The organism is Kribbella sp. NPDC049227, assembly GCF_043197265.1.
Classification (GTDB): domain Bacteria; phylum Actinomycetota; class Actinomycetes; order Propionibacteriales; family Kribbellaceae; genus Kribbella.
Map to the genome: position 1 here is coordinate 421,774 of NZ_JBICST010000004.1, position 16,198 is coordinate 437,971.

The 16,198-nt window shown below is 69.3% G+C and carries 14 protein-coding genes; all 14 read right to left on the reverse strand.

What is annotated here, in order from left to right:
* Window position 1: 1 nt before the first annotated feature.
* Genes ACGFH6_RS19805 through ACGFH6_RS19870 form a run of 14 tightly spaced genes read right to left on the reverse strand, consistent with a single transcriptional unit; the run spans window position 2 to window position 16,151 of the window.
* Entirely contained in the window at window positions 2-1,468 is a 1,467-nt protein-coding gene (locus ACGFH6_RS19805) for an NAD-dependent succinate-semialdehyde dehydrogenase (protein ID WP_393385591.1), read from the reverse strand.
* On the reverse strand, window positions 1,465-2,421 hold the full coding sequence (locus tag ACGFH6_RS19810) for a 2-oxo acid dehydrogenase subunit E2 (protein WP_393385593.1): 957 nt from the start codon (window positions 2,419-2,421) through the stop codon (window positions 1,465-1,467). The genes ACGFH6_RS19805 and ACGFH6_RS19810 overlap by 4 nt, the downstream gene beginning before the upstream one ends.
* Window positions 2,418-3,395, reverse strand: coding sequence for an alpha-ketoacid dehydrogenase subunit beta (locus ACGFH6_RS19815; RefSeq protein WP_393385596.1), 978 nt, complete (start codon window positions 3,393-3,395; stop codon window positions 2,418-2,420). The genes ACGFH6_RS19810 and ACGFH6_RS19815 overlap by 4 nt, the downstream gene beginning before the upstream one ends.
* Window positions 3,383-4,447: a thiamine pyrophosphate-dependent dehydrogenase E1 component subunit alpha gene (locus tag ACGFH6_RS19820; RefSeq protein WP_393385599.1), complete on the reverse strand. Its 1,065-nt coding sequence runs from the start codon at window positions 4,445-4,447 to the stop codon at window positions 3,383-3,385. The genes ACGFH6_RS19815 and ACGFH6_RS19820 overlap by 13 nt, the downstream gene beginning before the upstream one ends.
* Window positions 4,444-5,817, reverse strand: a complete 1,374-nt coding sequence (locus ACGFH6_RS19825; RefSeq protein WP_393385602.1) for a M24 family metallopeptidase — start codon at window positions 5,815-5,817, stop codon at window positions 4,444-4,446. Before ACGFH6_RS19825 ends, ACGFH6_RS19820 begins: the two co-directional genes overlap by 4 nt.
* 1 nt (window position 5,818) lies before the next feature.
* The gene (locus ACGFH6_RS19830; RefSeq protein WP_393385605.1) at window positions 5,819-6,712 is read right to left on the reverse strand and encodes an NAD(P)-dependent oxidoreductase; all 894 of its coding nucleotides are present in this window, start codon (window positions 6,710-6,712) and stop codon (window positions 5,819-5,821) included.
* Window positions 6,709-7,767, reverse strand: a complete 1,059-nt coding sequence (locus ACGFH6_RS19835) for a zinc-binding dehydrogenase (protein WP_393385608.1) — start codon at window positions 7,765-7,767, stop codon at window positions 6,709-6,711. Before ACGFH6_RS19835 ends, ACGFH6_RS19830 begins: the two co-directional genes overlap by 4 nt.
* Entirely contained in the window at window positions 7,764-8,744 is a 981-nt protein-coding gene (locus tag ACGFH6_RS19840) for a zinc-binding dehydrogenase (protein ID WP_393385611.1), read from the reverse strand. The genes ACGFH6_RS19835 and ACGFH6_RS19840 overlap by 4 nt, the downstream gene beginning before the upstream one ends.
* Window positions 8,741-9,817, reverse strand: coding sequence for an SDR family oxidoreductase (locus ACGFH6_RS19845; RefSeq protein WP_393385614.1), 1,077 nt, complete (start codon window positions 9,815-9,817; stop codon window positions 8,741-8,743). Before ACGFH6_RS19845 ends, ACGFH6_RS19840 begins: the two co-directional genes overlap by 4 nt.
* Before the next feature lie 21 nt (window positions 9,818-9,838).
* Window positions 9,839-10,291 carry a VOC family protein gene (locus ACGFH6_RS19850; RefSeq protein ID WP_393385617.1) on the reverse strand — a complete coding sequence of 151 codons (453 nt, stop codon included), beginning with the start codon at window positions 10,289-10,291 and terminating at the stop codon, window positions 9,839-9,841.
* Window positions 10,292-10,315: 24 nt separating this feature from the next.
* Window positions 10,316-11,380 (reverse strand): alcohol dehydrogenase catalytic domain-containing protein, encoded by a 1,065-nt coding sequence (locus ACGFH6_RS19855; RefSeq protein WP_393385620.1) that lies wholly within the window; start codon window positions 11,378-11,380, stop codon window positions 10,316-10,318.
* 42 nt (window positions 11,381-11,422) lie between these two features.
* On the reverse strand, window positions 11,423-14,008 hold the full coding sequence (locus ACGFH6_RS19860) for an ATP-binding cassette domain-containing protein (RefSeq protein WP_393385623.1): 2,586 nt from the start codon (window positions 14,006-14,008) through the stop codon (window positions 11,423-11,425).
* On the reverse strand, window positions 14,005-15,111 hold the full coding sequence (locus tag ACGFH6_RS19865) for a substrate-binding domain-containing protein (protein WP_393385626.1): 1,107 nt from the start codon (window positions 15,109-15,111) through the stop codon (window positions 14,005-14,007). The genes ACGFH6_RS19860 and ACGFH6_RS19865 overlap by 4 nt, the downstream gene beginning before the upstream one ends.
* Entirely contained in the window at window positions 15,108-16,151 is a 1,044-nt protein-coding gene (locus ACGFH6_RS19870; protein ID WP_393385629.1) for an ABC transporter permease, read from the reverse strand. Before ACGFH6_RS19870 ends, ACGFH6_RS19865 begins: the two co-directional genes overlap by 4 nt.
* Window positions 16,152-16,198 lie beyond the last annotated feature (47 nt).

Sequence of the window (16,198 nt, forward strand, 5' to 3'; positions counted from 1 at the left end):
CTTAGGTGTTGAGGCCGACGTACTTGGTTTCGAGGTACTCGTTGATTCCTTCGGGGCCTCCTTCGCGGCCGTAGCCGGAGTGTTTGACGCCGCCGAAGGGGGCGGCGGCGTTCGAGATGACGCCTCGGTTGATGCCGACCATGCCGGTGTCCAGTTCCTCGGAGAGGCGAAGTGCGGTGGAGAGGTCGCGGGTGTAGGCATACGCGACCAGGCCGTACTCCGTGTCGTTGGCCAAGTCGAGCGCTTCGTCGACGGTGGCGAAGCGCGTGACCGGAGCCACCGGGCCGAAGATCTCCTCGCGGAGACAGTCCGCGTCGGGCGCCACGTCAGTGAGAACGGTCGGTTGGTAGAACCAGCCGGGTGCCGTGGCCGGGCCGCCGCCGGTGAGGACCTTCGCGCCGCCGTCGACCGCTTCCTGGACAAGCTCGCTGACCTTGTCCTGCGCGGGTTCGTCGATCAGCGGTCCGACCTGTACGCCGGGCTCGGTGCCCCGGCCCACGTGGAGCGACGCCATCCGGTTCGCCAGCCGGCCGGCGAACTCGTCGGCGACGGACTCGTGGACGAGGAAACGGTTGGCGGCGGTGCAGGCCTCCCCCATGTTGCGCATCTTCGCCACCATCGCCCCGTCGACAGCCGCATCGAGGTCGGCGTCAGCGAGCACCAGGAACGGCGCGTTGCCGCCCAGCTCCATGGAGACCCGCAGCAACTGAGTGCCCGACTGCTCGACCAGCCTCCGGCCGACGGCGGTGGATCCGGTGAAGGTGAGTTTGCGCAGCCGCGGATCCCGGATGAGCGGTTCCATCACCTCGCCGCTGCGCGATGCGGTCACGACGTTCAGTACGCCGTCCGGCAGTCCCGCCTCCTTCATCAGCGCTGCGAAGGCGTACATGGACAACGGCGTCTGCGCGGCCGGCTTCACCACCATCGTGCAGCCGGCTGCGACCGCGGGCCCGACCTTGCGGGTGCCCATCGCCAGCGGGAAGTTCCACGGCGTGATCATCAGGCAGGGACCGACCGGCTGCTTCATCGTCAGCAGCCGGCTGTTCCCATCGGGCGCCACCGACCAACGGCCGGCGATGCGCACCGCCTCCTCGCTGTACCAGCGCAGGAACTCGGCCGCGTACGCGACCTCCGCCCGGGCATCGGCCAGCGGCTTGCCCATCTCCAGCGTCATCAACAGCGCCAGCGCATCGGCCCGCGCCGTCATCAACTGGTGGGCCCGCCGCAAGATCTCGCCGCGCTCACGTGGAGGGGTCCGCGCCCAGTCGCGCCGTACGGCGACCGCAGCGTCGAGCGCAGCCACAGCGTCGTCCACGCCGGCATCGGCGACCTCCGTGAGTACGTCGCCGGTCGCCGGGTCATGGATGTCGAGAGTGCCGCGGGACCCGGGCACGACGTCGCCGCCGATCCACAACCCGGTGGGCACGGCCGAAACGACGGACCGCTCGTGTGTCGTCAGTGAGTTCATCGTGCGACCCCCACGCTGTCCTCCCAGGACCGGGCGGGGTTCTCGAGTCGTTCCTTGACCGACGCCAGGTAGCGAGCGGCATCGGCGCCGTCCACCAACCGGTGGTCGTAGGTGAGCGCCAGGTAGGCCATCGACCGGATCGCGATCAGTTCCTCGCCGTCGCCGCCGCGGAGGACGACCGGCCGGCGTACAACGGTTCCGAGGCCGAGGATGGCCGACTCGGGAGCATTGAGGATCGGTGTGTCGAACAACGCGCCCCGGCTGCCGGTGTTGGTGATCGTGAACGTCCCGCCGGAGAAGTCGTCGGCCGCCGCCGTACCGCTCCGGGCACGGGCCGCGAGGTCGGCGATCCGGCGAGCGAGCGCGCCGACGTTGAGATCGTCGGCGCCGCGGATCACCGGGACGACCAGTCCTTCCTCGGTGTCCACCGCGATCCCCAGGCCGACCGAGGACGGATAGGTGACCGTTCCGGCCGCCAGGTCCAGTCGGGCGTTGATCACCGGATGATCGACGAGCGCTCGTACCGCGGCCTCGGCGACGAAGGCCAGCACCGACAGCGAAACGCCGTACCTGCTGTGGAACTCGTCCTTCACCGCTGCGCGGACGGTGGACACCTGGGTGAGGTCGGCCTCGACGACGGTGGTGAGCTGCGCCGACTCCAGCAGCGATCGGTGCATCCGCTCGGCGATGACCTTCCGCCGCCGGGACAACCGCTCGACCCGCACCGGCACCGAACCCGCCGACACCGAGCCTGCCGGGGCCGCGACCACCCGGGCCGCGACCACCGGGGCCGCGACCTCCGGATCCGCAGAAGCGACGGACGCCCGTACGTCGGCCGCTGTCGCGCGGCCGTGGCGACCGGAGGGCCGGATGCGGTCGAGGTCGACACCGTGCTCGCGGGCCAGGCGGCGTACCCGCGGACTGTCCCGGTGCCGGTGCGCAGTGACGCTCACGCCTGCATCGCCTTCTCGATGTCGGTGACGATGCGATCCACCGACGGGATGACGAGATCCTCCAGCGAGTCCGCGGACGGCAGCGGCACGTGCGGGGTGGTGATCCGTACGACCGGTCCGTCGAGGTCCCAGAACGCCTCGTCGCTGACGATCGACGCCAGCTCGGCACCCCAGCCGAGGGCGCGTGGATTCTCCTCCACGGTGAACAACCGCCCGGTCCGGCCGACCGATTCCAGAATCGTCCGAGCGTCCAGCGGGATCAGCGACCGTACGTCGATGACCTCGCAGCTGATGCCACGCTCCGCGAGTTGCTCGGCGGCCGCGAGGGCCCTGGGCACCATCAGCCCGAGCGCCGCGATGGTTGCGTCATCGCCGGACCGCCGGACCTTCGCCGTACCGAGGACGTCCTCGATCACGCCGTCCGGCACCTCGCCCTTGCTGGCGTAGAGACCCTTGTGCTCGAAGAACAGCACCGGATCGTCACTGCGCACCGCAGCCGCCATCAGCCCGACGACATCCTCCGGGCAGGACGGAGTGACGACCTTGATCCCCGGCACCGCCATCGCCCAGTTCTCGATCGACTGCGAGTGCTGCGCGCCGAACCGCAGCGCACCGCCGTTGCCGCTCTTCACCACCAACGGGATCGTGACCTGCCCGTTGGTCATGTAGCGGGTCTTCGCCATCTGGTTCACCACGAGGTCCCAGCAGACCGCGAAGAAGTCGGAGAACATGATCTCCGCGATCGGCCGCAGTCCGGTCATCGCGGCACCCATGGCCGCACCCAGGATGGCCTGCTCGGAGATCGGGGTGTCGATCACCCGGCGCGGGCCGAACTGGTCGAGCAACCCGACGGTCGTCTTGAACACGCCACCGGAACCCGCCACGTCCTCGCCGACCAGCACCACCCGCTCATCGCTCCGCATCTCCTGCGCGATGCCGCGGGCCACCGCATCCCGATAGGTCAGTTGCGCCACGAGTGTCCTCCGTCCGCCCACACGTCGGTGTACGCCGATGCCGGGTCCGGCAACGGTCCGTTCTTGGCCGCCTCGGTCGCCGCGTTGACGGCCTCGCCGACCTGGCGCTCGATCTCGTCCAGCTCCGCGGCGGCGAACCCGAGCCGGTCGAGCCGGCCGCGGTAGACCTTCAGCGGGTCGTGCTCCAGCCACGCCTCGAGCTCCCCGGACGGCTTGTACTTGCCGGGATCGGCCCGCGAGTGACCGCCGTGCCGATAGGTCAGAGCCTCGACGAGCACCGGCCCCAGCCCGGAGCGGGCGTGCGCGAGGGCATCGCGCGCGACGAGCAGGCAACCGTCCGCATCGTTGCCATCGACAACCACCGGTTCGAGACCGTAGGCGCTGGCCCGGTCCGCCGCCGGACGCCGTACGGCGGTGATGTCCGCGATCGCGGTGTACTCCATGTACTGGTTGTTCTCGCAGACGAAGACGACCGGCAGGCTGAAGACTGCGGCGTAGTTGAGCGCCTCGTGGAAGGCACCGATGTTGGTGGTGCCGTCGCCGAAGAAGCAGACCGCGACCTGACCGCTGTCCCGGTACTGCGCGGACCAGGCGGCGCCGTTCGCGATCGTCAGGTGCGCCCCGATGATCGCGTAGGAACCCATCACGCCGTGCTCGACGCTGGTGAGGTGCATGGATCCGCCCTTGCCGCCGAGCAGCCCGTTGGAGCGACCCAGGAGCTCGGCGAGGACGCCTTCCATCGGTACGCCGCGCGCGAGGGTGTGTGCGTGTCCGCGGTACGTCGCGAACGTGTAGTCGTCCGCGCGCATCGCCGTACCGAAGCCCGTCGCCACCGCCTCCATCCCGAGGGACAGGTGGGTGGTGCCTTTGACCAGGTTCTGCATGAACAGGTCGTACGCGCGCTTCTCGAACTGGCGCATCTCCTGCAGCCGCCGGTACATCAGCAGCCGGGTGTCCCGGTCGATCTCGGCGTCGTCGTACCTGGTCTGGCTGCCCGCCGGGAGCACCATGTCGTGCTCGCCGTACGCATGACGTTCGAGTGGCAGCGTCATACGAGTTCTCCGTTGAAGACGGGGGTGTTCAGGTGGGACTGCGACTCACGCCGGGTCGGCAGCATCCCGCCGGTCGTGTAGTAGCGCTTGCCGGCGACGAGCAGGTCCTCGGCGGGGAACTTGGTGATGACCTCGCAGCCGTCGGCCGTGACGACGAGTTCCTCCTCGATCCGGGCCGCGGACCAGCCGTCCCTGGCCGGCCAGTAGGTTTCGAGCGCGAAGACCATGCCCTCTTCGAGCACCTCGGGGTGGTCGAGCGAGACCAGCCGGCTGAAGATCGGCTTCTCCCAGATCGACAGCCCGACGCCGTGGCCGTACTGGAGAGCGAACGCGGCCTCCTCGTCGGCGAACCCGAACTCCTGCGCGGTCGGCCAGATCGAGACGATGTCGGCGGTGGTCGCTCCGGGCTTCACCAGTGCGATGGACTGATCCATGTACTCCCGGCAGATCTTGTACGCGTCGTGCTGGGCCGGGGAGGCGCTGCCGACAGCGAACGTGCGGTAGTAGCAGGTCCGGTAGCCCAGGTAGCTGTGCAGGATGTCGAAGAACGCCGGGTCGCCGGGGCGGATGATCCGGTCGGAGTACACGTGCGGGTGCGGGGCGCACCGCTCGCCGCTGATCGCGTTCACACCCTCGACGAACTCCGAACCCATGTCGTAGAGGGCCTTGCTGACGAGTCCGACGGTCTCGTTCTCCCGGACGCCGGGGCGGAGGAACTCGTAGAGCTGGTCGTAGGCGGCGTCGACCATCGAGGCCGCCTGGGTGAGCAGCCCGATCTCGTCCTTGGTCTTGATCCGCCGGGCCTCGAGGAAGACCTGCTGGCCGTCGGTGACCTGGATGCCGGCTTGCTGGAGCGCGGCCAGGATCGGCAGCTCGATGACGTCGACTCCGAGCGGCTCGTCGAGCAACCCGTGCAGCTCCAGCTCGGACTTGATCTTGCGCGCGACCTCCTCGGCGATGCCCGCGCCCGGGTGGAAGGCGCCGCGCAGCGTGGAGATACCGGCCCGGGCGCCACCCGGCTTGGAAGCCCCGTGGTGCGGGCCGTGGACGGCGTCGGCCGATTCGGGTCCGGCGTGATCGAGCCAGGGGTTGTAGAGCTGGTGGTGCCGGGCCGCGGACCCGAAGTCCCAGATGATCGGCTCGGCACCGCGGACCAGCAGCGAGAAGCGAATCAGCTTGTCGTTCGCCCAGGTGCCGATGTGGGTCGCGGTCATGTAGCGGATGTTGGGGAAGTCGAACGCGAGCAGGGCGCCGAGCGACGAGCGGTCCAGCTCGGCCCGGAGCTTGGCCAGCCGCTCGGTGCGCAACCGGTCGAGGTCGAGCCGCTGCTCCCAGTCGACCGCGTTCGTGCCATAGGTGTGGATACCCACGTCAGTTCCTTTCTGTTTCGCCGGCCGGCTCGGCGACGGCCGCGAACCAGGCCGTCATCGCGGCCATGTCCCGGTCGCCGAGTCCGTCGTCCAGTGCTTGCCGGTGCAGTTCCAGCGCCCGCCGTACGACGGACTCCCGCAGGCCGGCGTCATCGGCGGCGCGGGCCGCGAGGCCCAGGTCTTTGGTCGCGGTACTGAGGTCGAAGGCGACCGCCGTCTGATCGGGGTCGGTGAAGGCGGGTCGCTTGTAGTCGAGGAAGCGGTTCCAGAGCACGCCCACCGCGAGGACGTCGAAGAGCGCGGCAGGTGGGACGCCGGCGGCGCGGGCGGTGACAAGGCACTCGGCCAGCGCTGTGCTGAAGGTGTGCAGCAAGGCGTTGACGGCCACCTTGGCGGCGGCGCCGGCACCCGTCGGTCCGACGTGTACGACCGTGCCGAGCGCATCGAGGACCGGACGGGCCTGGTCGATCACGGCGGCGTCGCCACCGGCCATCAGTCCGAGCTTGCCTTCCCGGGCTACAACTGTGCTGCCACTCACCGGACAGTCGACGAACCCCACGCCCGCGGCGGCACACAGATCCGCAGCCTGACGAGCCGCCTCCGCGCCGGTGGTCGAGCAGTCCACGACAACAAGCCCCGGCCGGGCTTCGGCAAGCACATCGACGAGGGTCCGCAGTACGGCGTCGCCGTCGGTGAGCATCGTGATCACGACATCCGCGTTCTCGGCTGCCAGCGCAGGAGTGTCCGCCACCTCGGCTCCGGTGAGTTCAGCGGCCGCCAGCGCACGTGCCGCGGTCCGGTTCCAGACCGTGACCGCGAACCCCTGCCGGGTCAGGGCAGTGACCATCTCGGTGCCCATCCGGCCGAGCCCGCAGAAACCGACCCGAAGTGTCATGACCACTCCTGCGGGTCAACGAGGAACTTTCCCCGCGCGGTGCCGGCGGCCATCGCTGTGAACGCCTCCTCGACCACCCGGTCCAGAGGTACAACGCGTTCGACGAGCAGCGACGCCAGGTCGCGCTCAGCCAACAGCGCCAGGGCAGCCGGCAGGTTCTGGTCACACACATGCGCCACGGTGGTCATGACGTCGATCTCACGGAGGATCAGGTCGTTGGCGACGAACGACACCTGCCCCTTGGGCAGGCCGACCAGCAGAACGGTGCCCCCACGCCGGGTCAGCCGCTGCACGCGAGTCAGCCCGTCGGGTACGCCGCTCGCCTCCACGCTGACGTCGGCCAACGCGGAACCGGTCAGCTCGCGCAGTACGTCGAGCGGATCGGTCGAGGAGGCGTCGACGGTCACGTCGGCGCCGAGCTTCGCCGCCGTCTCGAGCCTGCCGGCATCGATGTCCACGGCAACGATCGCCCCAGCACCGGCGGCCTTCAGACCGGCGATCACAAAGGATCCGATCGCGCCGGCACCATGCACGACCACGACGTCGCCGGCGCGGACCCGGCTACGGCCGACCGCGTGCAGGCCTACCGCCAACGGCTGGGCGAGCGCAGCGTTGTCGTCGGCAACGTGTGGTGCGATGGGGTGCAGCATCGCCTCCGGAACGGTGAGGTGCTGGGTCAGCCCACCATCGGCGGAGAGGCCGTAGGTCCAGTAGGACTGGCAGAGGTTGGTCTGGCCGCGCTCGCACCATGCGCACGTTCCACACCAGACGCCCGCGCCGCCCGCGACCCGGTCACCGGCTCCGAAGCGTTCGCCGTCGCTCTCCACGACGCCGATGAACTCGTGGCCGAGCACCACCGGTCCGAGTACGCCCGAGTTCGGGTGCCGCGTCTCCAGCGGAGTCATCATCGGTCCGGCTGTGTACTCACTGACATCGGTGCCGCACAGGCCGACCCGGGTGACGCGCAGCATCACCTCACCGCGGCCGGGGGACGGTGGTTCGGGGCGCTCCTCGATGCGAAGGTCCCCGGCTGCGTGCAGGACGACGGCTTTCACGCGGCACCACCGTTCTCGATGTGCACCTTGACGTTCTCGCCGGTACGTCGTGCCGCGGCGTACGCCTCCGGAGCTCGGTCCAGCGGATACCGGCTGGTGATCATCGGCGTGAGATCGAGACCGGTCCGGGCCAGGAACCGCAGGGTCTCCGGCCAGACGCCCGGCGACCCGATCGTGCCGCGGATCTGGAGTTGCTTGGACTGGATCAGGCCCAGCTTCGCGGTGGCGCTGCGACCGACGTCGATTCCGATGTTGACCAGCCGGCCGTTGAATCCGGCGACCTCCAACGTGGCTGCCATCGCGGCCGGCTGACCGGATGCCTCCATGACCACATCGGCGCCCCGGCCACCGGTCAGCTCCCGCACCTGATCGGTGAAGCCGTCCGACGTCGGGTCGACGACCTCCTCGGCACCGAGCTGGCGAGCCAGGTCGCCGCGCGTCTTGTCGGGTTCGGCAGCGATGACCCGGGCGCCGATCGTGGCGGCAACCGCCACGCAGCTCAACCCGATCGGGCCGGCGCCGAAGACGACGACGGTGTCGCTCGCGTTGACGTTGCCGGCCCGCATCGTCGCGAAGTACGCGCAACTGAACGGCTCCACCAGCGCGGCCTGGCTGTCGGTGAGCTCGTCCGGGACCTTGTGCAGCCATTCGGGCCGGGCGACGAAGTACTCGGCCGCGGCACCGGAGATCGAGAAGCCGAAGTGCTCCGGGCCGATCACACACTCGCCGAGGACCCGGTCGCCGGGCGCGAACCCGGTCACGTCCCGGCCGGCCTCGGCCACCTGACCGGACCACTCGTGGCCGGGGATGATCGGGTACCCGAACGGGATGATGTAGCGCCCTCCGAGCAGTTCGAAGTCGGAGTGGCAGATCCCCACCGACCTCAACGCGACCAGGATCTCGTCGGCGCCGATCCGCGGTATGTCGAGGTCGGCCAGGGCCAGCGTGTCCACGGCCTGGAACTGGACGGCCCTCATGCTTCGACCGCCGGAATGACGCGTTCGGCGCGCAGCCGGTCGAAGAGGTCGAGGAAGGACTGCGTGCTGTCCTGTGACCGGCTGAATCCGGCCTCGCGACTCTTGGCCATCGTGGCGTGGGTCTCGACGGTCCGGCCGAGGTCACTGTCGGTGTGCCACCAGGAGACCAGTCGGTCGACGTTGGGTTCGATGAGTCCGTCCCGGCCGGCGATCCGCCGCCAGATCGCCCCGGCGCCGATCATCCGGTCCTCGAGCGGAGCCGGATGTCCGGGGTACGGCGCCGGCTCGACTCCGAGGCCGGCCGCCACCGCCTCCCACATCTGCCGCCAGTGGAAGGTGTCGCCGTTGGTGACGTTGTACGCCTCGTTCGCCGCAGCTGGGGTGGTGGCCGCCCAGACCAGGTGCTCGGCCAGCAGCCGGGCATCGGTGATGTCCGTCGTCCCGTCGTACTGCTCGGGTGAACCGGGGAACACGAACGGCATGCCTGTCTCCCGGGCGAGGGTGCCGTAGACGGCCAGGGTCACGCCCATGTTCATCGCGTTGCCGAGGGTGTAGCCGATGACCGTGTGCGGCCGGTGCACCGTCCAGCCGAAGCCGAACCGTGCGGCCGCGTCCCAGAGGATGTCCTCCTGGATGTAGTAGAAGTTCTCGTAGTCCAGTCGCGGCTGGCTCTCGTGGAACGGCGGCTTGGCGGGGTTCTGGGCATACGCCTCGAACGGGCCGAGGTAGTGCTTGAGCCCGGTCACCAGGCAGACGTGCTCGAGCGTGCCGGTCCGGCCGGCGGTCTCGAGGACGTTGCGCAGCATCGCGCCGTTCACCTCGATGTTGCGAGCTTCGGTCTCCTGCCGCGACCACGTGCAGTAGAAGAGGTGCGTGGCCCGGACCTCGCGGGCCACCGCGGCGATCGACATCGGGTCGGTGATGTCGGCACTGAGCGTGCGTACACCCTCGGTGTCCATGCCCTGCTTGCGGGACACCCCGGTCACCTGCCAGCCGGATCGAGCCAACTGCTCGGCGGCGTTCCGGCCGGTGAGACCGGTGGCGCCGACGACCAGCGCGCGGCGTTCACTCATCGGTGCTGCTCCTCGTCCGGATCAGTGCCCGCGGCCGTTGCTCTGGAAGAGCTCGAGCGTCACGCCGTTGGGGTCCTTGAAGTAGACGAAGGCACAGCCTTCGAGCGGCCCGTCGTCGATGTGCAGCGGCGGCGCCAGGAACTCCACGCCCTTGCCGCGCAGGTCGTCGTACGCCGCCTGCAGATCCGGTACGTCGATGCAGACATGGGCACTGCCGACGTCGGCGTTGGAGCGGTCGAAGGTGTCCTCCCGGTCGTTGTCGTAGTGGAGCAACTCGACCACGCAACTGCCGAAGCGCAGGAACGCGAACCGCAGCTTGGTGTCCGGTACGCCGACCGCCGCCGACAGCTCCGGACCGGTGCCATGGGCAATGAACTCGGGTTTCAGCCCGAACATCCGCTCGTACCAGGCCAGCGAGGCCTCGAGGTCGCGGACCGTGATGCCGACGTGGTGCATGTCGCCGAACGAACTCATCGGATTCTCCTTCGGGAGGGAGGGTCAGGAAGCGGAGCGGACCAGCACCTTGAGCTGGTCTCCCTGCGGGTCGATCAACGGGTCGAAGCCCTTGGTCACCACGTCGGCCAGACCGATCTCGGCGGTGACCACCCGGCCGACCGGATACGTGCCGGAGGCAACCATGCGGATGATCCGCGGCCAGTCGGTCATCCACCAGCACCAGCTGCCGTACAGGGTGAGGTCCTTCGCCGACAGCGCCATCGCGTCGAGCGTTGCCGGCTTGGTGTGCAGCCCGGTCTGGACGATGGCGGCGCGCTTACGGGTCTGCTCGACGCACGAGGTGAGGCCCGGCGTACTGCCGGAGCCCTCGATCGCGAGGTCGACGCCGTCGCCGTCGGTGAGCCGGCCGACGACCTCGTCGAGTTCGCCGGTGGTCGGGTCCACCACCGGGCCGATGTCGAGGGACGCGGCCAGCGCTGAGCGGTTCTTGTTCGGCTCGGAGATGACCACAGTCGATGCCCCGACCGCGGCGGCGTACATCGCGGACAGGATGCCGATCGGCCCGGCGCCGGTGACCAGGACGATGTCGCCGCCGGTGACCCCGGCCCGCTCGACGCCGTACGCCGCGACCGCCGCGGGCTCGATGATCGCACCCTCGAGATCGGAGACCTCGTCGGGAAGCTTGGCCACCTGGTACTCCTTCACCACGGCGTACTCGGCGAGGCCACCGGTCTCCGCGCTGAGGCCGGTGCAGGCGAACTGCACGCAGAGGTGTCCCTGACCGCGACGGCAGTACCGGCAGCGGCCGCACACGATGGCCGGCATGATCGAGACCCGGTCCCCCACGCTCACCTCGCGGACCGCGGCGCCGACCGCGGCGACCCGGGCGGAGAACTCGTGTCCGAGGGTCTGTGGGAGCGTCACCCCGGTCAGTGGATGCGGAGTCGTCGGAGTGACGATCGGACCCACGGCGTACTCGTGCAGGTCGGTCCCGCAGATGCCGCAGTACAGGACCTCGACGAGTACGTCGTCAGCCTCCCGCACGTGGGGCTCGGCGACCTCCTCCACCCTGATGTCCTGCTTTCCGTAGTAACGCGCTGCTCGCACGGCGATGTCCTTTCGTAGTCGGCGACGGGAGATCCCGTGCGGTCAGTGTGCGACGCCCTCGGCCTTGCGGCCGCTACCTCGCACCTGGCTGTAGACGAGGGCCGCGATCACGATCAGTGCGCCCTGGAAGAGGTACTGCCAGGTCTGGGTGAGACCGAGGAACGTGGTCGCGTTGAGGAGCTGCACGATCAGGCCGGCGCCCAGCAGAGTGCCGACGAAGGTGCCGCGGCCGCCCAGCAGACTGGTCCCACCGAGGACCACCGCGGTGATGCTGGTCAGCGTGTAGCCGATTCCTTGAGCGGGATCGCCGACGCCGAGCTGGGCCAGCAGGATCAGGGCACCGAGGAAGGTGAACAGCGATACGACGACGTACCCGGTCACGACCGTCCGGGTGGTGCGCACACCGAGCCGCCGCGCGGACTCCTCGTCCGAGCCGACCGCGCGGATGTTCAGTCCCCACCGGCGGGTGCGGAGCAGGAACTCCATCGCGAAGGTGATGAGGACCAGTACGACGAAGGCCAACGGGACCGGGCCGATCGTGGTCGTGATGAGGTCGGTCGCCGTCCGGCTGATCAGCCCGCCGGGCTTGTCCCGCAACAGGAAGCTGAACCCCTGCAGGGCGATGTACGTCGCCAGCGTCGCCGCGACCGGGGTGAACTTCCCGAATCTGATCAGCGAGCCGTTGACCAATCCGGCGAGAGCCGCGAGCGCGGCCATCAGGACCAGTCCGAGGATCACCGCCGTACCGGAGTGTCCTTCGGTGAGGAAGAAGGAACCGACCACGACGAGGAATCCCGCCAGCGGTCCGACCGACAGATCGATGCCGGCCGTCATCAGCGCCACCGTCTGACCGAGCGCGATGAAGCCGAGCGCGCTGACCAGCAGCATCACCGAGGTGACGTTGAACGGCAGCAGGTAGCGCTCATTGCGGGAGTAGATGTAGGCCCCGAGGCAGAGCATCACGGCGGCCAGGATCAGGACCGGGGCGTAGTCGCCCTCGAGCTTCCGCCGCCACCGCGGACTCAGCCGGTGTCCAGCGGCGCGCTGCTCCTCGGTGCGGGTGTGAGTGGTCGACTCGACCGCGGCGCGAACCATCCGCTCCTCGGTCACCTCGGCACCGGCCAGCGACGCGACCACGTGTCCGCGGGACAGCACGATGACCCGGTCACAGAGTCCTTCGAGCTCCTTGGCGTCCGAGGACGCGACGATGACCGGTACGCCGCTGTCGGAGACCTCCCGCAGGATGCGATAGATCTCGGCGCGCGCACCGACGTCGACGCCCTGGGTGGGTTCGTCGGCGAGCAGGATGGCCGGCTTGGACAGCAGCGACCGGGCGAGGACGACCTTCTGCTGGTTGCCACCGGACAGGCTGGTGACCGGCGACTCGAGCGTCGCCGTCTTCACGGCGAGCCCGGCCACCTCGGCGCCGACCAGCTCGACCTCGCACCGCCGGTTGACGAAGCGGGACGGACCGAGCCGATCGAGCGCACTGAGTGCGGCGTTCTCCCGCACCGACAGCGACATCATCAGTCCTTCTTGATGCCGGTCGGCCGGCAGGTACGCCGAGGACCGCAGCAGTTGCCGGTGACTGAGCCGGGCGCCGTCGACGGTCAGTGTGCCGCCGTGTCCGTCGAGGCCGGCCAGAGCGCGGAGGAGTTCGCTCTGGCCGTTCCCGACGACCCCGGCGACACCGATGATCTCGCCGCGACGCGCGGTGAAGGAGACGTCGGAGAACCGGTCACCCGACAGGCCTTCGACGGTCAGCACCGGCTGCTCGTCGTCCGCGCCCAGACGCTTGGCGGGGAAGGTGTACTCCAGTTGCCGGCCGACGATCATGGCCAGCAACTCCTCGTCGGTGACGTCGGCGACCACCGCCGTCCCTCGATGATGTCCGTCCCGCAGGACGGTGACCCGGTCGGCGAGCTCGCGCACCTCGGCGAGCCGGTGCGTGATGTAGACGACGGCAGTTCCCTGTGCGACCGCGGAGCGGACCAGGTCGAACAGACGCCCGACGGACTCCTTGCCCAGCGGGGCTGTCGGTTCGTCGAGGATGAGCAGCCGCGGCTTCATCGCCATCGCCTTGCCCAGCTCGAGCAGGTGCTTCTGGGCGATGCTGAGGTGACCGACCCGGTCCTCCAGATGTGCGGTGCACCCGACCCGTTCGAGCAGCGCCCGCATCGCGGCGCGCCGGTCGGGCCCGTCGTCGAGGAAGCGCCCGGGCACCGCCACCGCGATGTTCTCCGCAACCGTGAGGTCGGGGAGCACCGCAGGATGCTGGTGCACGATGGCGATCCCCAGCTCGGACGCCCGACCGGGCGTGAGCTCGTCGACGGTCTCACCCAGTACGGCGATGGTGCCCTGGTCCGGCGTGGTGGTGCCGGAAGCCACTCCCATCAGAGTGGACTTGCCGGCACCGTTCTCGCCGAGCAGCGCGTGCACCTCGCCGGGCCTGACCTCGAGGGACACGTCGGCCAGTGCGGCGACCGCGGCGTACGACTTGTAGATGCCGTGCAGAGACAGCGTGGGCCGCGTCGCGGTTGCCGTGTCGCCGACGGTCGTTTCCGGGGCGACTTTCGTCTCGTTGATCACCACAGCGTCCTCCGGGTGAGGGGTTCGATCGCTGGTCACTTGAGGAGCTTCGCCTGCTCCTCGCCGGTCATCTCCGCGGACAGGTAGACGTCATCGGGCAGGTTGGGCTTGCACTGCACCGGCTTGTCCTTGGAGGTCGAGTCCTCGAAGACCACCGACGGGAAGGTCGAGGACGCGGGGACCTCGCCACCGGTCGCCCGCGCGACGGCGTGCTGCACGGCCAGCCGCGAGTGGTCGTTCTGGGTCGAGACCGTGAACAGCTTGAAGTCCGGGTTCTTCGCCTTGTGGTCCTGCCAGAAGCAGGACAGGACGTTGCCGTCGGAGGCGGCGATGGCGGGGATGGAGCGTCCGCTCTGCTCGAACACCGGCAGCGCGCCGACCAGGGACGGACCGAAGTCGGAGACGATCACGTCGATGTCCGCGTTCTGCGAGATCGCGGCGGTCAGCACCTTCTGCGTCTCGGCCGGATCCCAGTTGGTGACCTCGAACGGCTGCTCGCCGATGAACTTGTACTTGCCGCCGGCATCGAGTACCGAGTGCAGCCCTTCGGCTTCCTTGCGGCCCTGGCTGTTCCCGGGCGGGCCACTGAGGAACAGGACGTTGCCACCGTCGGGCAGGATCTTCTTGATCCAGTCGCCCCAGTTCTTGCCGGCGTCGGCGAAGTTCGTGTCGACGAACACGTCGTAGTCCTCGCCGGCCTTGCCACCCGGGTCGACCCGGTAGGGCACGGTCACGACACCGGCCTTGTAGGCGCTGCGGATCGCCGGCAGTACGGCCTCACCCGCGTCGGGGAAGACCACGAGCGCGTTCACACCCTTGGCCACCATCCCCTGGATGTCGGCGATGGCTTTCTGCGTGTCCCCCTGGCCGTCGGCGTACTCGAAGCCGGTGATGCTCGGGCACTTGGCCGCCTCCGCCTTGGCGGCCGCGGTCGTGACGAGTCGCCAGCTGTTGCCACCGAATCCATCGGTCATGCCGAGGACGGCCTTCTTGCTCCCACACCAGGAGGGAGCGTCGCCGGCGGCGGCTGCGTTGGTGGAGGTGTCTGCGTTGCCGGAGCCGCCGCAGCCCGCGAGAGCGAGACCGACGGCACCGGCACCGAGCAGCGCGACGAGGCGCGCGCGGCGAGCGGATCGGATCATGACGAGGTTCCCTTCCTGGAACTTGCCGTGCTGAGGGGCAGCTGAGGGGTGGACGTGAGCCGGCGGCGTACGGCGGCCCAGTCGACGGTGTAGAGCGCGACGCCCACGGTGAGAGCGGCCGCTTCGACCAGAGTCCGGATCGCGAACGAGACACCGAGCGCGAGGACGAACTGCTCGAGCTGGCTGAGGAAGACCGCGGCGATGGCGGTGGCGACGAGGAAGCCGCGGCCGCCGAGCAACGACGTACCGCCGAGCACCACCGCGGCGACCGACGGCAGGAGGTAGGCGTCGCCCTGGAACGCGGTCGGCTGGGCGATGATCCCGGCCAGCAGTACGCCGGCCAGCCAGTACAGGATCTGTGCCCACACGTACGCGCCGGCGCGGTACCAGGTGACGGGCAGGCCAGTGGCGGCAGCGGCGACGGGGTTGGCTCCGATCGCCTCGAAGCGACGGCCGCCGATGGTGGTCTTCATGACGACTGCCGCGACCGCGACCACGACGACCGCGATGTAGACGGAGTTCGGCACCCCGAAGGTGACGCCACCGGCGACGTTGCGAAGCAGGGCAGTGGTACGCCGGGGCGAACCACCCGAGATGCTGAGGACGGCGGCGTACATCAGGGCGTTCACACCGAGAGTGGCGACGATGGGGTTGAGCCGGCGCCAGCCGACCAGCACCCCGTTGAGGATGCCGAACCCGATCGCGACCACCAGCCCGAAGACCAGCGCGCCGAGCAGCTTGCCGTCGTCCCCGGCCGGCCGATGAGTGGTGATGACGACTGCCAGCGAGACCGCGCCGGGAACCGACAGATCGATGCCGCCTTGCTGAACCACCAGCGTCTGCCCGATACCGACGATGGCCAGCACGGCCGCGAACGGCAGCATGCCGAGCAGCGCACTGTGGTCCACGCTCGTGGGAGCCAGCACAGCGCTGGCGACGGCGAGCAGGATCAGCGCCGCGCTGACGGTCAGCAGTCCGCGAGAGACGCGGAACCGGGGCCCGGCGTCGATCGCGCGGTGCTCGGGTGCCTCGACGGCCATACTCCCACCTCACAGTCTCCAGGGCCGATGTTTGCTGGGACTGTACA